Genomic DNA, 19,467 nt, shown 5'->3' on the forward strand with positions numbered 1-19,467 from the left:
TCCGTTGCGCGTGCTCCAGCGATTCGCGGAGCACATCCAGTGGCCTGGCCATCATCTGTTCGGGGTCAACCTTCCAGAACCAGGCCAGGTCATAGGCGACTGCGATCAGGTCGGTGATGGCTCCGACGCCGCACTCATGAAAAAACTCGCGACCGCCCAACTCAGCGTGTTGAGGTCAGCCAGATCCAGCTGGTTGACCGAAGACGGCGGGATGCCGGCGCACACGGCGATGTATTTGGCCGCGACGTCCATGTCGAGGCTGACCTCTTCGCTCTTGTCGATCTTGTACGGCAACGCCTTGATCGCCCGCACTTCCTGCACCGTCGGACGGCGCAGGTTGAGCTCGGTCAAGGGCTCGCCGTGGGCTTCGATCGCAACTTGAAGCTTCACGGCGTTGCTCATTGCCAGGCCCCCTTGATGCCTTCGAATTTCAGTTCGATGGTGGCGTCATCGCCTTTGGATACCGGCTCTTCCACCAGATAGGCGCCAGCCAGTACGTAGACTTTGCCGTTGCTGAATTCGCAGGTGACGGTCATGTCGGAGCCTGCGATCAGTTGCTTGAGCGGGAAGTCCGCGGTGTGCAGCGCCGTCACTTTGAACGACGGTGCGATGTCGGTTTCCTTGTAGAATCCCGGCACGACGGTTTCCCGTTTTACGGCCATCAATGGTGCTTCGCAGCCGCCGTTGATGGTCAATTGAGCGCCGTCCACTTTGACGTAGCAGGTGCCCGCAATCAGTTGACCCATGGTGTTTCTCCCTTCAAATAAAAAGCCCACGCGCGGTGGGCCGAATTCACACAGTCAAAGGCAGCGATCAGGCTGCGTCGTCGTACTGCAGACGGAACTGGTTGAGCAGCGCGAACACGCGCAGGCCGTTGATGTAGTCCGGCGGGAACAGCACATTGACCCGACTCGGGTCCTGGGTGTCGCGCTCGACGATCAGGTGTTCGGCGAACAGCTCGGCGTTTTCCACATGGCCTTCCAGTTCGAGCTTGGCGTACTGGGCGATCAGCTCACCGCGAATGGTGCTCGGGGTAACGATTGGCTGGCCGGCGCCGAAACGGGTGCCGTCGGAGGCCAGTTTGTGGCGACCGTATTTGCTGGTGATCACGCTTTGCAGACGACGCACGATGAACGCCGACTGGTGCATGGTTTCGCTGTCCAGGTAGGAGTTGTCTGCCTGGCCGTAGGCGTTCTTCTGATAGGTGGTGATCGAACGCTGAATGCGCACGTAGCCGCCTTCGTAGTACGCAGTGGCGATGCCGTAGTTGAGCAACGACTGACGCTCGGTCAGGGTGAACCGCTCGCTCGCCGGAGCCGGGTCGAGACCTGGCAGGCTGCCGCTTTGGGTCGGACGGCTGGCGTCGGCCGAGATGAACACCGAGGTGCGCGCAGCCAGTGCGGCGGCCTGCACCCAGAACGGTTGCGGTACACCCGGTTCCAGCGCCTGGATGGTCATGTGCTGGTCGTTACGCGCTTGACCTGCCGCCACCAGCGTACCGACGGTGCCGCGTTTGGCACTGTAGACGTGACCGAACAACTGCTTGGCCCAGGACCAACGACCGGTGCTGTCATCCATGACCGCTTGCCAGGTGTTGAGCGTCGACAGATCCGACCACGGCATGCAGATGAACTCGAACGGTTCATCGCCCAGCGCCGCCACGGCAGCCACTTGATCCGGCACACCGGCACCGCCGGTCATGGCGGTGATGGCCGAGGTCAGGCCCGCCGGGGTTTCTTCGCCGTTGCTCTTGCCCAGGCGATTGAATTGCAGGCTGATGTCGTTGCCGCTGTCACCAGTCCATTTGGCACTCAGGGTGACCACGCCTCCGACCGCCGCCGCAGTGACTGGCAGATCAGCGCTGGCATTGATTTTCAGGGCCAGGGCGGTGGCCGCTTGCGCCGCGGTGGCGCCGTTGACGATGGCTGCCTGAACGCGAACTCCGCCGACGTACAGGTTGAGCACGCCGCTTTGGGTCGCCGCACCGGTCAGAGTCAGCACGCCTTTGGCAATGCTGCCTTCGGTGCTGTGCAGCGGCAGGCACCAGATCTCGCCGATCGGGTCGGTCTTGCGCCAGGTTTCGTACATCGAGGCGAGCATCGAGCCCTGGCCGCCAATGCTTTTGGCCAGCGCCACGCTGGAAACCAGCACCAGTTTGCCGGCATCGGCTGGCGCGATGTTGTCGTTGACCTGAGCGACAATCAGACGGCGCATGGCCGACGACGCGCTATTGGCGGCCGAGTTGTCCATTTCGGCATAGAACAGCGGAACACGAATGTCCGCGGGGATGTTGCTGAATCCGATCGCCATTATTTGGCTCCCTGTGGTTTCGCCGCTTTCACGGCTTTGGTAGTGATATCGCCATCGGCCAGACGTCGACGCCACCAGGCGTTGTCCGGCACTTCACGGCCCTCGAGGGGCAACAGATCGCCCGCTTCCGGGTCCGGCACGACACGGCCCGGGGCCGGCAGCACGGTGATGCGTTTGCTCATGGGGTTACGTCTCCAGAGAAAGTCAGTTCCAGGCGCCCGTCGGGGCCTGGGCGTTGCAGATTGGGGTCCGCCGGGTCGATCGCATCGACCCGCACGGTGACCCCGGTAAAGGACGACAAGCCGTCCAGTTCACGCTCGTGCCAGCTCTGCGCCGGTTGCCCCGGCAAATTGCGGCCGAGCTGGAATTCGGTGAAAAAGCGCAGGCGATAGAGCACACGGCTGCTGTTGATGGAAACCAGTTCGCCGCCGTCGTAGGCAGTGGCGCTGTAGTCGCTGCCGGGCTTGAACCCCACCAGCGCGCGCCAAAGTTCGGCGCGTAAATCGTGCAGTTGATCCAACGCTGCAGCGGCGTCCGTGGTGTCGAGCACCAGGGTGACTTCGAAGCGGTCGCGGATCGGTTGCAGCATCAGGTTTTGCGCCACGCTTTTGCTGGCCAGATCGGCGATGGGGACGACGTAGGCGCAAGGCGTGGCGAGCGGGTTGTTGGCTTGCAGGGTGGCGAGGTCAATGCCCGCCGCCACACGATTGGCCAGGGTCGGGCATTGCGCACGCAGTTGCGTGAGGATCGGCGTGATCTTCATGAGGGCGCTCCAGGATCGAATGAAATGAGTGAGTTGATTCCAGGCATCGAACACCCGGACAGGTTCGAGCTAACCTCAGGGCGTCGACGGCTGGAGATCGTTGTGGCTTTTGTGGGGATTACTTCAGGATCCGGAGATGAGTCCTGCGGTTACGCGAGAGAGTGTTCCTGGGAGAGTCAGCATTTTCCTCTGTGCGAACAGCAGGAACTGCCCCCTCCTCTTCATGGGTCACCTAGTTCAGCATGCTCCAATCAGCAACACTGGCTGTGCCAAAAGCGATGTAAGCCTTTTTGTTAACCGTGTCCAAATAGGACTGTCCAACGAACGAAGGTACAACCGTGGGTGCGGTAACACCGACTATCGGTCGCTTCTGCCAGGCAATTGAGTTACCGGTAGCCACCACCAATGCACCTGCCGGTAATGCAGTGATCAGCGCAGAAGAATTACGGAACTGGTAAGACGCATTCGAACTACCCGAAATCATCATACTGGTGGGCATGACCTTAAGCTTCTGGTAACTGTCTTTACCAACATTGAAGTAGATTTTGACCTGGACTTTGCCTCCGCTGGCCAACGCATCTTCAACCACCACAGCTTTAAAGTCAGTGACGTCAGGCCCAGTACGGAAAGGCAACAACTCCACCACATCCATGTTGAAGTAAGAACCACCGACCATTGGGTTCAGTTGAATGGAAACCAACCCCATGCCACGTCGGTCGATCGTTGAATCGCCGCCGATGTGGTAAAGGAAGGAACCGTCAATACGCCCCTGTGAGTCCATGCTGGTCAAGGTCAGTATCTCGGCGAAGTAATCACCGACGACGTCTGACGCCTGGCTTTCAAAACCGTTGAACAACGAGTCAGAGCGCAGGCTGGAGATGTCATCCAGCGCTGCTGCCGCGGCACTAAACAGCTCGCCTGCCATCTTTCCTTCAAAGAGGGCTTGCTGCTGCGTCAGTTGGGTATCTGCAGTCGTGACCATCGAACAAATAGTGCCGTCGCCAGTGCCGATGTAAGCAGCAAACGCATCCCACTCCGACCACGTATAGTTCAAGTTGCTAAACAGTTTGACGCCGTTTTCCAGAAAGATCTGGTTGTCCTTGAGTACGTAACCGGACGGCAATGTGGGGACGCCACCTGCACGGTAAATCCACGAACCTTTGGCGCGGTAAAACTTGTTACCAGACACCGTAATGTCCACATCCGGTACCGTAATGCTATACAGCAGCAAGTCTGTCTTGGTGGTTTGATCTGGACGAACATCACTGCCCCAGGATCGCCCGGAGTCCATACAAATGTTGTCCATGAAACCAGTACGGTGAAAACCTGACCCCGGCTCGGTTGGGGTGGTGTTATCGGTACCTGTCGCCCAGACTTCAAACGACTGGTTGCATCGCATAATCAGGTTCTTGGTGAACCAACAGTCATTCCATCCGGAAGTTGCAGTGACCAGGTTGCCTTGCAGGGTGCAGCCCACGTCATACACGTCATAGATGACATTGCCCGTGGCCAGAGAACGGAACGAACCATTCCACATTTCCACGCCATTGCCATACCGAGTGTTTGGTGTCGTGAAACCAATCAGTTCACCGCCACCCAGTTCGCCCAGCATGCACCCGGTGATAGTAGTGTCTTGCAACGTACCGTTAATGGCATGCCCGGAGCAGCCCTTCAAGTGCAAGCCAGAGATGCGGTAGCCAGTGGCACTGGTCGACACCGAGTCGATAATCCGTTGACCGACCGGCGCCAGAATTTCACCCGGAATACTGACCAGCTTGACGTACAAGTACTGTGCATTGTCGCTATAGAAATCCCATTGGTCAGTGAGCGTAGCCACGCTCCACTTTTTATTAGGGTAGATTTTGCTGCCATGTTTAAGGAAACCTACGTTGGCGCCTTGAACACCCACCTCTTGATCACCAGTGAACTTGGTCAAGTCATTCAAATCAACTCGCCACACACCATTGGGTTGAGCAACCCAGGACATAGAGGGGATGACCTTATAGCGACTCACAACCGGCAGTTCGCCGGTACCATAGTTCCCATAGGACACCGGTAGCACATTCCGTGAACGGTTGCCGAACGGCACAATCCTGCCGTAGAAGGAGTCTCCGCGCCGAAAAAACACCGAATCCCCTGGCAGGAAACGTTGAGCGTTGACCCGATCCAGGGTCTTCCAAGGAGCGCTGGGGCGCGTCCCTGTATTGCTGTCATTACCGATAGCACTTACAAAATACTTCATGACGCAGTCCTTGCGCTTAGGGCGGAAAGGGCGAGCATCGCTCCCATCTTTATAAGAGCAAGTTCACTGTTGATCCGGGTGAGAATCGCGCGGTGGCACTTCACAAACGCCAATCCGCTTGGCGGCCCAACGTTCGTAAAGTCCGATGGCCACGTCCGCCCCGGCCATCGCCGTCAGGCAGCCAAAGGCGCCGGCGGCCCAGATCGACAGGCCCGCGGCGTACAACAGCATGATCGCCGAGACGCCGCAGATCATGCAGGCCCCGGACCGCAGGGCCAGGCGCCGCAGCAGTGACCAGCCACGGGCGCCCTCCTTGTCGGCGCGCCACATTTCGCCGGACACCCCACCCGCTACCGCGAGGAGGATGACGAGCCAGATCGGCATGTCCAGCAACGCTTGTTGCTCGTTTGTCATGTCCCGCCTCCTGGGGGTGATTGATGAATGGTATGTGTTGAGTCCAAACGTTTTCTCTTGAGGTAGGCATTCCAAAAAGCCCGGTTCCGGGCCGGGCTTTTCAGTAATACGACCCCGCTTTTGGCTTTGGCTGTCGGGTGAACTAGAAGGGCGCTGCCGGCCAGTTGATCGTGGACGGATAACCGGGTTGATTTTTTACTTCGCTGACGGCAATGACGTATTGCTTGTAAGCAAGCAATACTGCTTCATCTGCGGGAGTGGCGACGCCAAGATCTACCTTGTATTGCAAGGGGTTGAACATCAGCCAACGAGCAGCTTCATCAAGCCGCTTTTGCATGAGAGCAGAGGCGAGAATGAGATACTCCTCATGAGTCGGCTCAGTGAAGACCCATCCCGCATCAAAAAAATACTGAGCCTTCCATCCCACTTGAGCTGTTGTGTTACCTGTTACATCAAGCCATGTACCAGATACCCCATCTGGCTGGGTAGTGGGCATGGCTTCCTCAGTGTCCAAGACCTGAATGACTATTGAATAGGTGGTTTTATAGGCCGTCTCTATGAGTACATAACGGTTCATTTTGCTGTCCTTATGATTGATTCTCAGCACACACTGATTTTCAGTTCTGCACACCCGTCGGCGCGTTGATAACGTCAGGTAGGCATTCCAAAGAGCCCGGCACTCGCCGGGCTTTTTAGTAATGCGGTCCCTCGCCTTCCTTTAATCCTGTGTCAAAAAGGAAGCTGACTTTTCGGCGCTACTGGCGCGGTACGAGTCCATTCAAATTGTTTTTCCGACCGCGGTCCCTGCCCGCCGGATAACTGCTTCTGGTGCTTTACGCTGCACACCCGGGTCAGTTGCCAACCCTCTGAACCGTTGAGGCCGGTTCATCGCTGCCTTTGTGATGGAACTAAAGAGCTTCGTTTCGAGCCGCTTTGTTGAGCGGCTTGAGACAAAGAATATGCATGGATGCATATACAGTCAATGCATAAATGCATTTATTTATGCGATTAAAATGCACAGACGCATGAAAGCCCCACAGACAAAGGCGTTGGCGGTTTTCGGCAGGCGAAAAAAAACCCGTCGGGCGACGGGTTTTATCTGACAGCGGTGAGGTTAGCGGGCGTACATGCCCCACCAGAAGACGTGACCAAGGATGACGATTTGCTCTTCCTGGATTTCCTGGAAGCTGTAGTCCTCGTCCGGATGCTCATCGCGATTGAAGCTGCGCAGGCGAATCCCGGTCGGCAGGCGATAAAGCTGTTTCACCCGTAACTGGCCGTTGTGGTTGATGGCGTACAGGTCGCCGTCGATGATGTCGCCAATCCCGCATTTACCGGCATTCACCCCCACCGTGGCGCCGTCGCGCAGTACCGGCAACATGCTGTTGCCACGCACGGTCACGCATTTGGCCTGGTCGAACTGCACACCGTTGTGGCGCAAGCTACGCTTGCCGAAGCGCAGGCTAGAGCGCTCGCTCTCTTCGATGACGAATCTTCCTGATCCAGCAGCCAATTCAACCTCGCGAAGAAAGGGGACCGACACCTCGTCGTCATCGACAGGCGTGTCGTCGTCCCACAGGCTTATGTCCTTGAGTTCCGAATGCAATTCATCACGCCCGGCGCCGGCAGCCGGCGCGACATCCGCGCGGCCCCGCAACTGATCGGTGCTCACAGCAAAGTATTCGGCAATCTTCGAGATATGTTTATCCGAAGGATCGACGATTTTCCCGCTGAGGATGCGCGAGAGAGTGGATTGAGGCACGCCGGTGCGACGGTGAAGCTCCGTGGGGGAGATCCCGTGCTGATCGAGCAGTGCTCTTAAGACGGTAGAAACATTGCGTTTTTGCATAACGCGAATAGTGCTTGATCTTTTTTCGGAAGACAAATGCCAAATTGCATAATTTGTGCATAGACCCACGAAAAATAGCCTTGAGGCTTTCATGCCTGCGTCGGGCGGACCGCCCATGGTAACCTTGCGCCCATCGCGGAAAAGCCGGGCCGATGCCCCTCCTTTGCCCCACACCTTTCAACGAATTTGCCTATATCCGATGAATAAAGCCGTCTCCGATCTGTCCTCCCACACGCCAATGATGCAGCAATACTGGCGCCTGAAGAACCAGCACCCCGACCAGCTGATGTTCTATCGCATGGGCGACTTCTACGAGATCTTCTATGAAGACGCGAAGAAGGCCGCCAAGTTGCTGGACATCACCCTGACGGCTCGTGGGCAATCGGCGGGTCAGGCGATTCCGATGTGTGGGATTCCTTACCACGCTGCGGAAGGTTACCTGGCGAAACTGGTGAAGCTTGGCGAATCGGTGGTGATTTGTGAGCAGGTCGGCGACCCGGCCACCAGCAAAGGGCCGGTGGATCGTCAGGTGGTGCGGATCATCACGCCCGGCACGGTCAGCGATGAAGCGCTGCTGGATGAGCGCCGGGACAACCTGATCGCGGCGGTGCTGGGTGACGAGCGTCTGTTCGGCCTGGCTGTGCTCGATATCACCAGCGGCAACTTCACGGTGCTGGAGATCAAAGGCTGGGAAAACCTGCTGGCGGAACTGGAGCGGGTCAACCCGGTGGAGCTGATGATCCCGGATGACTGGCCGAAGGATTTGCCGGCGGAAAAACGCCGTGGGGTTCGTCGCCGTGCGCCGTGGGATTTCGAGCGCGACTCGGCGTTGAAAAGTCTTTGCCAGCAGTTTTCCACTCAAGACCTGAAAGGCTTCGGCTGCGAGAACCTGACCCTGGCCATCGGCGCTGCTGGCTGCCTGCTCAGCTACGCCAAGGAAACCCAGCGCACCGCCCTGCCGCATTTGCGCAGCCTGCGTCATGAGCGTCTGGACGACACCGTGGTGCTGGACGGCGCCAGCCGGCGCAACCTGGAACTGGACACCAACCTGGCTGGCGGTCGTGACAACACGTTGCAATCAGTGGTCGACCGCTGCCAGACCGCCATGGGCAGCCGTTTGCTGACCCGCTGGCTGAACCGTCCGCTGCGGGATTTGACGGTACTACTGGCACGCCAGACGTCGATCACCTGCCTGCTGGACCGTTATCGTTTCGAGAAACTGCAGCCGCAGCTCAAGGAAATCGGTGACATCGAGCGGATTCTGGCGCGGATCGGCCTGCGCAATGCCCGCCCTCGTGACTTGGCGCGTCTGCGCGATGCCCTCGGCGCACTGCCAGAGTTGCAGGTGGCGATGGCCGAGCTTGAAGCTCCGCACATCATGCAATTGGCGACGACCACCAGCACCTATCCGGAACTCGCGGCGCTGCTGGAAAAAGCCATCATCGACAACCCGCCAGCGGTGATCCGTGACGGCGGCGTGTTGAAAACCGGTTACGACAGCGAACTCGACGAGCTGCAATCGCTCAGCGAAAACGCCGGGCAGTTCCTGATCGATCTGGAAGCCCGGGAGAAGGCCCGCACCGGCCTGGCCAACCTGAAAGTGGGTTACAACCGCATTCACGGTTACTTCATTGAGTTGCCGAGCAAGCAGGCCGAATCGGCACCGGCAGACTATATCCGTCGCCAGACCCTCAAGGGTGCCGAGCGCTTCATCACCCCGGAACTGAAAGCGTTCGAAGACAAGGCGCTGTCGGCCAAGAGCCGTGCCCTGGCGCGCGAGAAGATGCTCTACGAAGCACTGCTCGAAGACCTGATCGCTCAATTGCCGCCCTTGCAGGACACCGCTGCCGCACTGGCCGAGCTGGACGTGCTGAGCAACCTCGCCGAGCGTGCACTGAATCTGGACCTGAACTGCCCGCGCTTCGTCAGCGAGCCATGCATGCGCATCAGCCAGGGTCGTCACCCGGTGGTCGAGCAAGTACTCACCACACCGTTCGTGGCCAACGACCTGAGCCTCGATGACAGCACCCGCATGCTGGTGATCACCGGTCCGAACATGGGCGGTAAATCCACCTACATGCGCCAGACCGCGTTGATCGTGCTGCTGGCGCACATCGGTAGCTTCGTGCCGGCGGCCAGTTGCGAATTGTCCCTGGTCGACCGGATCTTCACCCGGATCGGTTCCAGCGACGACCTGGCGGGCGGGCGTTCGACCTTCATGGTCGAAATGAGCGAAACCGCGAACATCCTGCACAACGCCACCGAGCGCAGCCTGGTGCTGATGGACGAAGTCGGTCGCGGCACCAGCACCTTCGACGGCCTGTCCCTGGCGTGGGCCGCGGCCGAGCGTCTGGCACAACTGCGGGCCTATACACTGTTCGCCACGCACTATTTCGAGCTGACGGTGCTGCCGGAAGCCCAGCCGCTAGTAGCCAACGTGCACCTCAATGCCACCGAGCACAACGAACGCATCGTGTTCCTGCACCACGTTCTGCCTGGGCCTGCCAGCCAGAGCTATGGCCTGGCGGTTGCACAGTTGGCCGGGGTGCCGAGCGAAGTGATCGTGCGTGCCCGTGAACACTTGAGCCGGCTGGAATCCACGGCGCTGCCCCATGAAGTGCCGACGCCGGCCAAAGGCAAATCCGTTGCGCCGCAGCAGAGCGACATGTTCGCCAGCCTGCCGCACCCGGTGCTGGATGAACTGGCCAAACTTGATCTGGATGACCTGACACCACGCAGGGCTTTGGAAATGCTCTATACATTAAAGACACGGATCTAACGCACTTGCCTGCAAGCTGTTAGAATCTCGCGCGGTTTGGGATGCTGCAGGCTCATAGCCTGGCCTGCAGACTATCGCTCCCGAACCTGGCGACCCCGTCCTGAAGGGGCTCCGCTGCCGCCGCCTGAGGAGAAAATTAGAAATGACCTTCGTCGTCACCGACAACTGCATCAAGTGCAAGTACACCGACTGCGTAGAAGTCTGTCCGGTGGACTGCTTTTACGAAGGCCCGAACTTCCTGGTGATTCACCCGGATGAGTGCATCGACTGCGCACTGTGCGAACCAGAATGCCCTGCCGTGGCCATCTTCTCTGAAGATGAAGTTCCCGCCGGTATGGAAAACTTCATTCAGCTGAACATGGAATTGGCCGAGGTATGGCCAAACATCACTGAACGGAAAGACCCATTGCCCGATTCCGCTGAATGGGATGGCAAGCCAGGCAAGATCGAACACCTCGAACGCTGATTTCCCTCGCGTTCCCGAAAAGGCCCCTTGCGGGCCTTTTTGCTTTTCTGCAGGCAAAAAAAAGGGGCGGTTTGACCCGCCCACATTTTTTCCCTATTCCATGTGTTCCTTTTCATCGTCCTGATGAATCGCATCCTGCGATGTCCGTTCCCCTCTTCCTTGAAGGGCGTGTCTATCCGTCGACACAGTTCAAATACTAGAGGATTCCCCACCAAGAGCAATCGGCCTCCATGACTGAAATCATCTGTAATATGCTGTTAACTCAATAAAATAATCATATAAATCAATAGCTTATAAATACAGCATCCTTCGAATAGACAACTACCAGGGTGTAAAAATAATGAACACTTACGAAAGAGTAAGCAAAGACTTACACCACGAGACTACAAACCTGAGGTGGCGCCAATACCAACGCGCCTCTCTCATCTTGCCGACAACAAAAAGCCCCGAACCAGTCGGGGCTTTTGGTTGACGGTTGAGCGAATGGCTTATTGGAACAGCGACTCACTCGACAGGCCGTTTTTCTCGAGAATCTCCCGAAGACGCTTGAGGCCTTCAACCTGGATTTGCCTGACCCGCTCCCGGGTAAGGCCGATTTCCAGGCCGACATCTTCAAGCGTACTGCTCTCGTGACCTCGCAAGCCGAAGCGGCGTACGACCACCTCGCGTTGCTTGTCGGTCAGCTCCGAAAGCCATTGATCGATGCTCTGCGACAGGTCGTCATCCTGCAACAGTTCACATGGATCGGTCGGGCGGTCGTCGGTCAGGGTGTCCAGCAGGGTTTTATCCGAATCCGGACCCAGCGAGACGTCGACCGAAGAAACCCGCTCGTTCAGGCCAAGCATGCGCTTGACCTCGCCTACCGGTTTCTCCAGCAGGTTGGCAATTTCTTCGGGTGAGGGTTCATGGTCGAGCTTTTGAGTCAGCTCCCGCGCAGCCCGCAAGTACACGTTGAGCTCTTTGACCACATGAATAGGTAGCCGGATGGTCCGGGTCTGATTCATGATCGCGCGTTCGATGGTCTGACGAATCCACCAGGTGGCGTAGGTCGAAAAGCGGAAGCCGCGTTCTGGATCGAACTTTTCCACTGCCCGGATCAGGCCGAGGTTACCCTCTTCGATCAGGTCCAGCAGCGACAGCCCACGATTGACGTAACGCCGGGCGATTTTCACCACCAGCCGCAGGTTGCTTTCAATCATGCGCTTGCGTCCGGCCGGATCACCACTTTGCGACAGGCGTGCAAAATGAACTTCTTCTTCCGGGGAGAGCAATGGGGAAAAGCCGATTTCATTGAGGTACAGCTGCGTGGCATCGAGTGCCCGGGTGTAGTCGATGTACTTGTGTTGCTTTAACGAAGCGGAGTGTCTGGATTTGGCACGAACGGAAGGTGGTGCATCCCCTTCATCATTCGACATCGAATCCATTGCGATGCCGGTCTCCATAAGGAGAACCTCATCGTCGATGTCAAACTCCGGCACTTCTTTACTGAGAGCCATTGTTATAGTCCTTTGGTGAGTTCGACCTCAAGCTCAAGCGGCGCCTTGATCCCTGGCAACGCTGGAGCCTGTTCCCTCTACGTGACGGAACAGGCTTGGCTAACAAATCAACGACGTGGCAGGAACTGCAGCGGATCTACAGGTTTACCTTGTCGGCGAATCTCAAAATGCAGTTTCACCCGGTCTGTACCCGTTGACCCCATTTCGGCAATTGTCTGTCCGACTTTGACCTGCTGCCCCTCCCGAACCAACAGCCTGCGGTTGTGACCGTAGGCACTGACGTAGGTATCGCTGTGTTTGATGATGACTAATTCGCCGTAGCCCCTTAAGCCACTCCCGGCGTATACCACCGTCCCATCAGACGCAGCTAAAACAGGCTGTCCCAAATCTCCGGCGATATCAATTCCTTTATTCAAACTACCGTTTGAAGAGAATTTTCCAATCAGAATGCCATTAGAAGGCCACCCCCAGCCCGTCGGGGCCGGACCGGCAGGAGGCAGTGGAGCGGGTGCCGGTTTGCTGGCGACGGACGGTGCGAGCACCGTTGTACTGGTCGTTGTGCCATTTGCCTGACGCCGAATTACCGTGGTTTTGCTCGACGACGAAGGCGAGGAACTGGACGAACTCACCACCGCTGCCGGCGTTGAATCGTTGCGACCGTCGAAGCGAATCGTCTGACCCGGATGGATCGTGTAAGGCGTAGGAATGTTGTTCCTTGCCGCGAGGGCTTTGTAGTCCCAGCCGTAGCGAAAGGCGATGGAAAACAACGTGTCCTTGGGTCGAACAATGTACTGGCCGGTGGTTACGGCCGGACGCTGGGCGACCGCGTTGTTGCGATCGACAACTCCCGCGCTACTCGATTTGGTGCTGGAGCAACCGACCAGCAAGGTACTCAAGACAAGACCAGTCACCAGACGCTGAAAGCTCGTTATACCCATTCGCTGCGCAACGACTGTGAGACTCACCCGCCGCTCCCTTTGTGGTGGCTGAAAATATGAATTGCCGTGTTTCGGCACGAAATGTCGCAAGTATAACGGGCCGAACAGGCTTTACCTTTAATGAAGCGGATTCGCTTCACGCACACGTTTGCTGCCTGATGATGAATTCTGTTTAACCCATCGATGCCGCTGTAAGACCCGGGCAATCGAAGAGAATTCAGCACGTTGAAACAAATGCTCAGGCCAGCGGCCCGTTGAGTAGTGGCACAAAGCGCACTGCCCCCAGAACACGCCTGGAAAAGCCTTGTTCTTCACGGATGATCAGCATCAATTGTTGAACTTCACCAGAGCCGACCGGAATCACCAATCGCCCGCCCGGTGCCAATTGATCGAGCAGCGCCTGAGGCACGTCGGTGGCCACGGCGGTCACAATGATGCCGTTGTAAGGCGCCAGCGCCGGCCAGCCTTCCCAGCCATCGCCCCAGCGAAATACCACATTGCGCAGGTTCAGCTCCACCAGGCGCTCCTTGGCTCGATCTTGCAGAACCTTGATGCGCTCGACGGAAAAAACCCGCTCGACCAGTTGCGACAGCACCGCTGTCTGGTAACCCGAACCAGTACCGATTTCCAGCACCTTGTCCAACGGGCCGGCTTCCAGCAGCAGCTCGCTCATGCGCGCCACCATATAAGGCTGGGAGATGGTCTGGTTATGGCCAATCGGTAGCGCCGTATCTTCATAAGCGCGGTGGGCCAGCGCCTCATCGACGAACAGGTGACGCGGTGTGCGGCGGATGACTTCCAGCACCTTGGCGTTGGACACCCCTTCTTCATAGAGGCGCTGAATCAGACGCTCACGGGTCCGCTGGGAGGTCATCCCGATGCCGCGGTGCAGAATATCGTCTTGTTCACGAGCCATTAGCGCAGCCCCTCCAGCCAGCCATCGAGACTTCTGAAGGCATCATTAAAGGTGCGATCCAGTTGCAGTGGCGTGATTGAAACATAGCCTTGCATCACCGCATGGAAATCAGTGCCCGGGCCGCCATCTTCGGCGTCACCCGCCGCAGCGATCCAGTAACCGGATTTACCACGCGGATCGACCACTTTTATCGGCGCAGCGGCGCGGGCGCGATGGCCCAGGCGGGTCAGCTGGATACCGCGGATATGCTCCAGCGGCAAGTTGGGAATGTTCACGTTCAGTACCGTGCGCGGTGGCAGATCGAGGTCCGCGTGGGCCTCTACCAGTTTGCGCGCAAAATAGGCCGCCGTGGGAAGGTTCTCCACTTGCCGTGAGACAAACGAAAAGGCAAACGAAGGACGCTCCAGGAAACGTCCCTCAAGGGCCGCCGCCACAGTACCGGAATACAGCACGTCGTCCCCCAGGTTCGCACCCAGGTTAATACCGGAAACCACCATGTCCGGTTCAAACTCCAGCAAGCCGTTAAGGCCCAGGTGCACGCAATCGGTAGGCGTTCCGTTGAGGCTGATAAAGCCATTGGCCAAGGTATGCGGGTGCAACGGACGGTCGAGCGTCAGCGAGCTGCTGGCGCCGCTTTTGTCCTGGTCCGGGGCGATAACCACGCATTCGGTGTAATCCGCCAGCGCAGCATAAAGCGCGGCGAGACCGGGTGCGGTTACCCCATCGTCGTTAGAAATCAGAATACGCATGGGCTGTCCGTCTGCCCCACCGGCACCAGATCGACGAGTTCACGCACCAATACGGTGGCGAAGCATCCGGCCGGGAGGACGAATTCCAGTTGCAGAATGTCAGGCTCGGGATAATGCCACGTCAACCCGCCAATGGGCAGCCGCAGGATGCGACGTTCGTGGCTCATACCGGCGTTAATCAACCAATCGCGCAGATCCGCTTCGCGCGCGGCGATTGCCTGCTCCAGTTCATGGACAGCCCCCGACGCCGGCGAGTCACCTTCGCCCCACTGCGGGCCGGTCGGGTGCAAGTCGAGAATCGCCAGACGCGGGTCACTGCACTCGGCTTCACCTGCCGGGAAGAAACTGCGGCTGTCAGTGAACGCCAGCAGATCGCCGACCTGAGCACGCTGCCAAGTACCATCGGCGACGCGTGCCGCCAGCACCTGATTAAACAGAAAGCTACGCGCAGTGGAGAGCAGGCGCGAACGCACATTGCGTTGTTCCGGCAGGGCCTTGCGCGCAGCCCAGGCACGGGCGTCGACGACGTTGCCGCCGTCATGCCCGAAACGCTGGGCGCCGAAATAATTGGGAATACCTTGCCTGGCGATCAGTTGCAGACGCTCTTCGATCGCGGCCTTGTCGCCAGCGAATTGAGTCAGGCGCAACGTGAAACCGTTGGCCGAATGGGCACCGCGTTGCAGCTTGCGTCTGTGCCGACCGGTCTTGAGAATTTTCAGCGTGTCGTTTTCCGCTGCCGACAGATCTGGATCAGCCTTGCCGGGCAGTTGCACGCTGAACCACTGGCGAGTCAACGCCTGACGGTCCTTGAGGCCCGCGTAGCTGACGGTACGCAATGGCACGCCCGCAGCCTTGGCAATCCGCCGTGCCGCTTCTTCGGTATTCAGACCGCGCTTTTCCACCCAGATCCATAGGTGTTCGCCGTCGCCGCTCAGGGGAATATCGAGGACTTCATCAACCTGGAAATCTTCCGCCGTGGCTTTCAGCACCGCGCTGCCGAGAGCGTCACCGTAGGCCCGTGGGCCGAGCAATTGCGCCTCGTTCATGCGCGCAGCAACAAGGCAACGGAGTGCACGGCAATACCTTCTTCGCGACCGACAAAGCCAAGCTTTTCGGTGGTGGTAGCTTTCACGTTCACTTGATCCAACTCAACTTGAAGATCCGCGGCAATCAGCGCGCGCATCGATTCGATATGCGGGGCCATTTTCGGGGCCTGGGCGACGATGGTGTTATCGACGTTGCCGACTTTCCAGCCCTTGGCGTGGATCAGTGCGACGACATGACGCAACAGCGCGCGGCTGTCGGCGCCCTTGAATTGCGGATCGGTGTCCGGAAAATGCTTGCCGATATCACCCAGCGCGGCAGCGCCGAGCAACGCATCGCTCAAGGCGTGCAGCAGGACATCACCGTCGGAATGGGCAAGCAGCCCGAAGCTGTGTGCAATCCGCACACCGCCCAGCGTGATGAAATCGCCTTCACCGAAACGGTGCACATCATAGCCGTGGCCAATACGCATAAAAAAACGCCCCGATTTTTGTCAGGGCGTGATTCTACCTGCTTTGTCAGACATTAGGCGCTTAGAGCGCGCGCGTGATGCTGCAAGTGATCGTCGATGAAACTGGCGATGAAGAAATAACTGTGGTCGTAGCCGGGTTGCAAACGCAACGTCAGCGGATGACCGGCAAGTTTCGCCGCCTGTTGCAGGGCTTCTGGCTTGAGCTGGGTGGCGAGAAAATCGTCGCGATCACCCTGATCCACCAGCAGCGGCAGTTTCTCGTCGGCTTCGGCGATCAATGCACAGGCATCCCACTCGCGCCATTTCGACCGGTCTTCACCCAAGTAGCGGGAAAAGGCTTTCTGCCCCCATGGGCAATCGATCGGATTGTTGATCGGCGAGAACGCCGACACCGACTGGTAACGCCCCGGATTGCGCAAGGCGCAGACCAGCGCACCGTGACCACCCATGGAGTGGCCGCTGATGCCACGCTTTTCCGATGCCGGGAAATGCGCCTCAACCAATGCCGGCAATTCCTGCACGACATAGTCATGCATCCGATAGTGCCGCGACCACGGTTCCTGCGTGGCATTCAGATAAAAACCGGCACCGAGACCGAAGTCCCAGGCACCATCCGGATCGCCCGGCACTTCGGGACCGCGTGGGCTGGTGTCCGGTGCGACGATAATCAGCCCCAGCTCGGCAGCCATGCGCATGGCACCGGCCTTCTGCATGAAGTTCTCGTCGGTACAGGTCAGGCCTGACAACCAGTACAACACTGGCAGTTTACCGCCCTGCTCCGCTTGCGGCGGCAGGTACACGGCAAACACCATGTCGCAACCGAGCACATCGGAGCGGTGCCGGTAACGCTTGTGCCAGCCGCCGAAGCTTTTCTGGCAGGAGATATTTTCCAGGCTCATAAGCGACCTCAGAAATGAATGACGCTACGAATGCTTTTGCCTTCATGCATCAAGTCAAACGCCTTGTTGATATCTTCCAGGCCCATAGTGTGGGTGATGAAGGTATCCAGCGGGATCTCGCCGGTCTGGGCCATTTCGACATAGCTTGGCAACTCGGTACGGCCACGCACGCCACCGAACGCCGAACCGCGCCAGACGCGACCGGTGACCAACTGGAATGGACGGGTGGAGATTTCCTGGCCTGCGCCGGCCACACCGATGATGACCGACTCGCCCCAACCTTTGTGGCAGCACTCAAGTGCGGCACGCATCAACTGCACGTTGCCAATGCATTCGAACGAGAAGTCGACGCCGCCATCGGTCATGTCGACGATCACTTCCTGAATCGGACGATCGAAGTCTTTCGGATTCACGCAGTCCGTGGCGCCCAATTGCCTGGCGATTTCGAACTTGGCCGGGTTGATGTCAATGGCGATGATCCGGCCAGCCTTGGCTTTGACCGCGCCGATCACGGCAGACAGTCCGATGCCACCCAGGCCGAAGATGGCAACGGTGTCACCCGGTTTGACCTTGGCAGTGTTGATCACCGCACCGATGCCGGTGGTGACGCCACAGCCCAGCAGGCAGACTTTTTCCAGCGGTGCTTCTTTAGGAATTTTGGCGACAGAGATTTCCGGCAGCACGGTGTACTCGGAAAACGTCGAGGTGCCCATGTAGTGGAAAATCGTTTCGCCCTTGTAGGAGAAGCGCGAAGTGCCGTCCGGCATCAGGCCTTTACCCTGGGTTGCACGAATCGCCTGGCAGAGGTTGGTTTTGCCCGACAGACAGAATTTGCACTTGCCACATTCCGGGGTGTACAGCGGGATCACATGATCGCCCACGGCAACCGAGGTCACGCCCTCGCCGATCGCTTCGACCACCGCGCCACCTTCGTGGCCCAGGATCGACGGGAAGATACCTTCCGGGTCCGCGCCCGAGAGGGTGTAGGCATCGGTATGGCAGACACCGGAAGCGACGACGCGCAGCAGGACTTCGCCCGCCTTGGGCATGGCGACATCGACTTCAACGATCTCGAGGGGCTTCTTGGCCTCGAAGGCAACGGCGGCGCGCGACTTGATCATGCTGACTCTCCAGTGAATAAAAACGAGACAGGGAGTGTAATACAGCGGCATACGATGAATAATCGGGACAAAAGCAAAACATTATTGCCATGCAGGGATAATCCTGATGTCCGAAAACCGCTGGGAAGGCATCGACGAGTTCGTCGCCGTCGCAGAGTGCAACCAATTCACCGCCGCGGCTGAACGCCTTGGGGTGTCTTCCTCCCACATCAGTCGCCAAATCGTACGACTGGAAGAGCGACTGCAAACCCGCTTGCTCTATCGCAGCACCCGCCGGGTCACGCTGACCGAAGCCGGGCAAACCTTTCTGCAACATTGCCAACGGTTGCAGGACGGCCGCGAAGAAGCGTTGCGCGCTGTCGGCGACCTGACCAGCGAACCCAAGGGCATGCTGCGCATGACCTGCGCCGTGGCCTACGGCGAACGATTCATTGTGCCGCTGGTGACTCGCTTCATGGGGCTGTATCCACAACTGCGTGTGGACATCGAACTGAGCAACCGCCCGCTCGATCTGGTGCACGAAGGGCTGGACCTGGCCATCCGCCTCGGCCGCCTGCAGGATTCAAGATTGGTCGCGACTCGTTTGGCACCACGGCGCATGTACCTGTGCGCCTCGCCGTCCTACCTGGAACGGTATGGTCGCCCACACAGTTTGTCGGAACTGAGTCGCCACAACTGCCTCATCGGCAGCTCGGATATCTGGCAACTGGAACAGAACGGGCGGGAATTTTCCCAGCGAGTACAGGGAAACTGGCGCTGCAACAGTGGGCAGGCGGTGCTGGATGCCGCGCTACAAGGGGTTGGATTGTGTCAGCTGCCGGATTACTACGTGCTGGAGCACCTGAAAAACGGCGAATTGATCTCGCTGCTGGAAGCCCACCAACCGCCGAACACAGCGGTTTGGGCGCTTTATCCACAGCAGCGGCATCTGTCACCGAAAGTACGCAAGTTAGTGGATTATTTGAAGGAAGGGTTGGCCGAACGGCCGGAATATCGGGTTTAAGAGAAA

At 58.4% G+C, this 19,467-nt stretch carries 20 protein-coding genes; 3 read left to right on the forward strand and 17 right to left on the reverse strand.

The annotated features are described in order from the left end of the window. Positions 1-105 precede the first annotated feature (105 nt). The 9 genes from PGR6_RS22790 to PGR6_RS22830 all read right to left on the reverse strand — a co-directional run bounded on the left by PGR6_RS22790 (position 106) and on the right by PGR6_RS22830 (position 7,578). On the reverse strand, positions 106-402 hold the full coding sequence (locus tag PGR6_RS22790) for a phage tail assembly protein (protein ID WP_018926972.1): 297 nt from the start codon (positions 400-402) through the stop codon (positions 106-108). Next, positions 399-746: a phage tail tube protein gene (locus PGR6_RS22795; protein WP_064620022.1), complete on the reverse strand. Its 348-nt coding sequence runs from the start codon at positions 744-746 to the stop codon at positions 399-401. Before PGR6_RS22795 ends, PGR6_RS22790 begins: the two co-directional genes overlap by 4 nt. Positions 747-813: 67 nt before the next feature. After that, entirely contained in the window at positions 814-2,310 is a 1,497-nt protein-coding gene (locus tag PGR6_RS22800) for a phage tail sheath subtilisin-like domain-containing protein (protein ID WP_064620025.1), read from the reverse strand. Next, complete coding sequence (locus tag PGR6_RS22805) at positions 2,310-2,492, reverse strand: DUF2635 domain-containing protein (protein WP_007907211.1); 183 nt, start codon at positions 2,490-2,492, stop codon at positions 2,310-2,312. The genes PGR6_RS22800 and PGR6_RS22805 overlap by 1 nt, the downstream gene beginning before the upstream one ends. Beyond that, positions 2,489-3,073, reverse strand: a complete 585-nt coding sequence (locus tag PGR6_RS22810) for a phage tail terminator protein (protein ID WP_064620029.1) — start codon at positions 3,071-3,073, stop codon at positions 2,489-2,491. Before PGR6_RS22810 ends, PGR6_RS22805 begins: the two co-directional genes overlap by 4 nt. Positions 3,074-3,305: 232 nt before the next feature. Further along, positions 3,306-5,315, reverse strand: a complete 2,010-nt coding sequence (locus PGR6_RS22815) for a hypothetical protein (protein WP_064620032.1) — start codon at positions 5,313-5,315, stop codon at positions 3,306-3,308. Between the two features lie 63 nt (positions 5,316-5,378). Next, positions 5,379-5,729, reverse strand: a complete 351-nt coding sequence (locus PGR6_RS22820; protein WP_064620035.1) for a phage holin family protein — start codon at positions 5,727-5,729, stop codon at positions 5,379-5,381. 142 nt (positions 5,730-5,871) lie between these two features. Continuing rightward, a complete protein-coding gene (locus PGR6_RS22825) occupies positions 5,872-6,306 on the reverse strand; it encodes a tail fiber assembly protein (RefSeq protein WP_064620038.1) in 435 nt (144 codons plus the stop codon). Between the two features lie 537 nt (positions 6,307-6,843). Continuing rightward, a complete protein-coding gene (locus PGR6_RS22830) occupies positions 6,844-7,578 on the reverse strand; it encodes an XRE family transcriptional regulator (protein WP_026286486.1) in 735 nt (244 codons plus the stop codon). A 199-nt stretch (positions 7,579-7,777) separates the two neighbouring features. Here PGR6_RS22830 and mutS point away from each other — a divergent pair, with 199 nt between their 5' ends. Together mutS and fdxA are read left to right on the forward strand one after the other, a co-directional pair. After that, the gene (mutS, locus tag PGR6_RS22835; RefSeq protein ID WP_026286487.1) at positions 7,778-10,357 is read left to right on the forward strand and encodes a DNA mismatch repair protein MutS; all 2,580 of its coding nucleotides are present in this window, start codon (positions 7,778-7,780) and stop codon (positions 10,355-10,357) included. Between the two features lie 142 nt (positions 10,358-10,499). After that, complete coding sequence (gene fdxA / locus PGR6_RS22840) at positions 10,500-10,823, forward strand: ferredoxin FdxA (protein ID WP_007940535.1); 324 nt, start codon at positions 10,500-10,502, stop codon at positions 10,821-10,823. 488 nt (positions 10,824-11,311) lie between these two features. Here the strand turns inward: fdxA and rpoS are convergent, their stop codons facing one another. The 8 genes from rpoS to PGR6_RS22880 form a co-directional block, all read right to left on the reverse strand. Then, complete coding sequence (gene rpoS, locus PGR6_RS22845; RefSeq protein WP_007940534.1) at positions 11,312-12,319, reverse strand: RNA polymerase sigma factor RpoS; 1,008 nt, start codon at positions 12,317-12,319, stop codon at positions 11,312-11,314. Positions 12,320-12,426: 107 nt separating this feature from the next. Then, entirely contained in the window at positions 12,427-13,284 is an 858-nt protein-coding gene (locus tag PGR6_RS22850; RefSeq protein ID WP_026286488.1) for a peptidoglycan DD-metalloendopeptidase family protein, read from the reverse strand. A gap of 211 nt (positions 13,285-13,495) precedes the next feature. After that, on the reverse strand, positions 13,496-14,131 hold the full coding sequence (locus tag PGR6_RS22855) for a protein-L-isoaspartate(D-aspartate) O-methyltransferase (protein ID WP_173861137.1): 636 nt from the start codon (positions 14,129-14,131) through the stop codon (positions 13,496-13,498). Between the two features lie 41 nt (positions 14,132-14,172). Beyond that, positions 14,173-14,922: a 5'/3'-nucleotidase SurE gene (gene surE / locus PGR6_RS22860; RefSeq protein WP_018926998.1), complete on the reverse strand. Its 750-nt coding sequence runs from the start codon at positions 14,920-14,922 to the stop codon at positions 14,173-14,175. Continuing rightward, a complete protein-coding gene (gene truD / locus PGR6_RS22865; RefSeq protein WP_018926999.1) occupies positions 14,910-15,968 on the reverse strand; it encodes a tRNA pseudouridine(13) synthase TruD in 1,059 nt (352 codons plus the stop codon). Before truD ends, surE begins: the two co-directional genes overlap by 13 nt. Then, positions 15,965-16,438 carry a 2-C-methyl-D-erythritol 2,4-cyclodiphosphate synthase gene (ispF, locus tag PGR6_RS22870; protein WP_018927000.1) on the reverse strand — a complete coding sequence of 158 codons (474 nt, stop codon included), beginning with the start codon at positions 16,436-16,438 and terminating at the stop codon, positions 15,965-15,967. The genes truD and ispF overlap by 4 nt, the downstream gene beginning before the upstream one ends. A gap of 53 nt (positions 16,439-16,491) precedes the next feature. Then, positions 16,492-17,337 carry an S-formylglutathione hydrolase gene (fghA, locus tag PGR6_RS22875; protein WP_064620040.1) on the reverse strand — a complete coding sequence of 282 codons (846 nt, stop codon included), beginning with the start codon at positions 17,335-17,337 and terminating at the stop codon, positions 16,492-16,494. Between the two features lie 8 nt (positions 17,338-17,345). Next, on the reverse strand, positions 17,346-18,458 hold the full coding sequence (locus PGR6_RS22880; RefSeq protein ID WP_018927002.1) for an S-(hydroxymethyl)glutathione dehydrogenase/class III alcohol dehydrogenase: 1,113 nt from the start codon (positions 18,456-18,458) through the stop codon (positions 17,346-17,348). A 106-nt stretch (positions 18,459-18,564) separates the two neighbouring features. On the opposite strand from PGR6_RS22880, the gene PGR6_RS22885 reads away from it, so the two are divergent. Continuing rightward, positions 18,565-19,461, forward strand: a complete 897-nt coding sequence (locus PGR6_RS22885) for a LysR substrate-binding domain-containing protein (RefSeq protein WP_018927003.1) — start codon at positions 18,565-18,567, stop codon at positions 19,459-19,461. Positions 19,462-19,467 lie beyond the last annotated feature (6 nt).

Source organism: Pseudomonas sp. GR 6-02, assembly GCF_001655615.1.
Lineage (GTDB): Bacteria > Pseudomonadota > Gammaproteobacteria > Pseudomonadales > Pseudomonadaceae > Aquipseudomonas.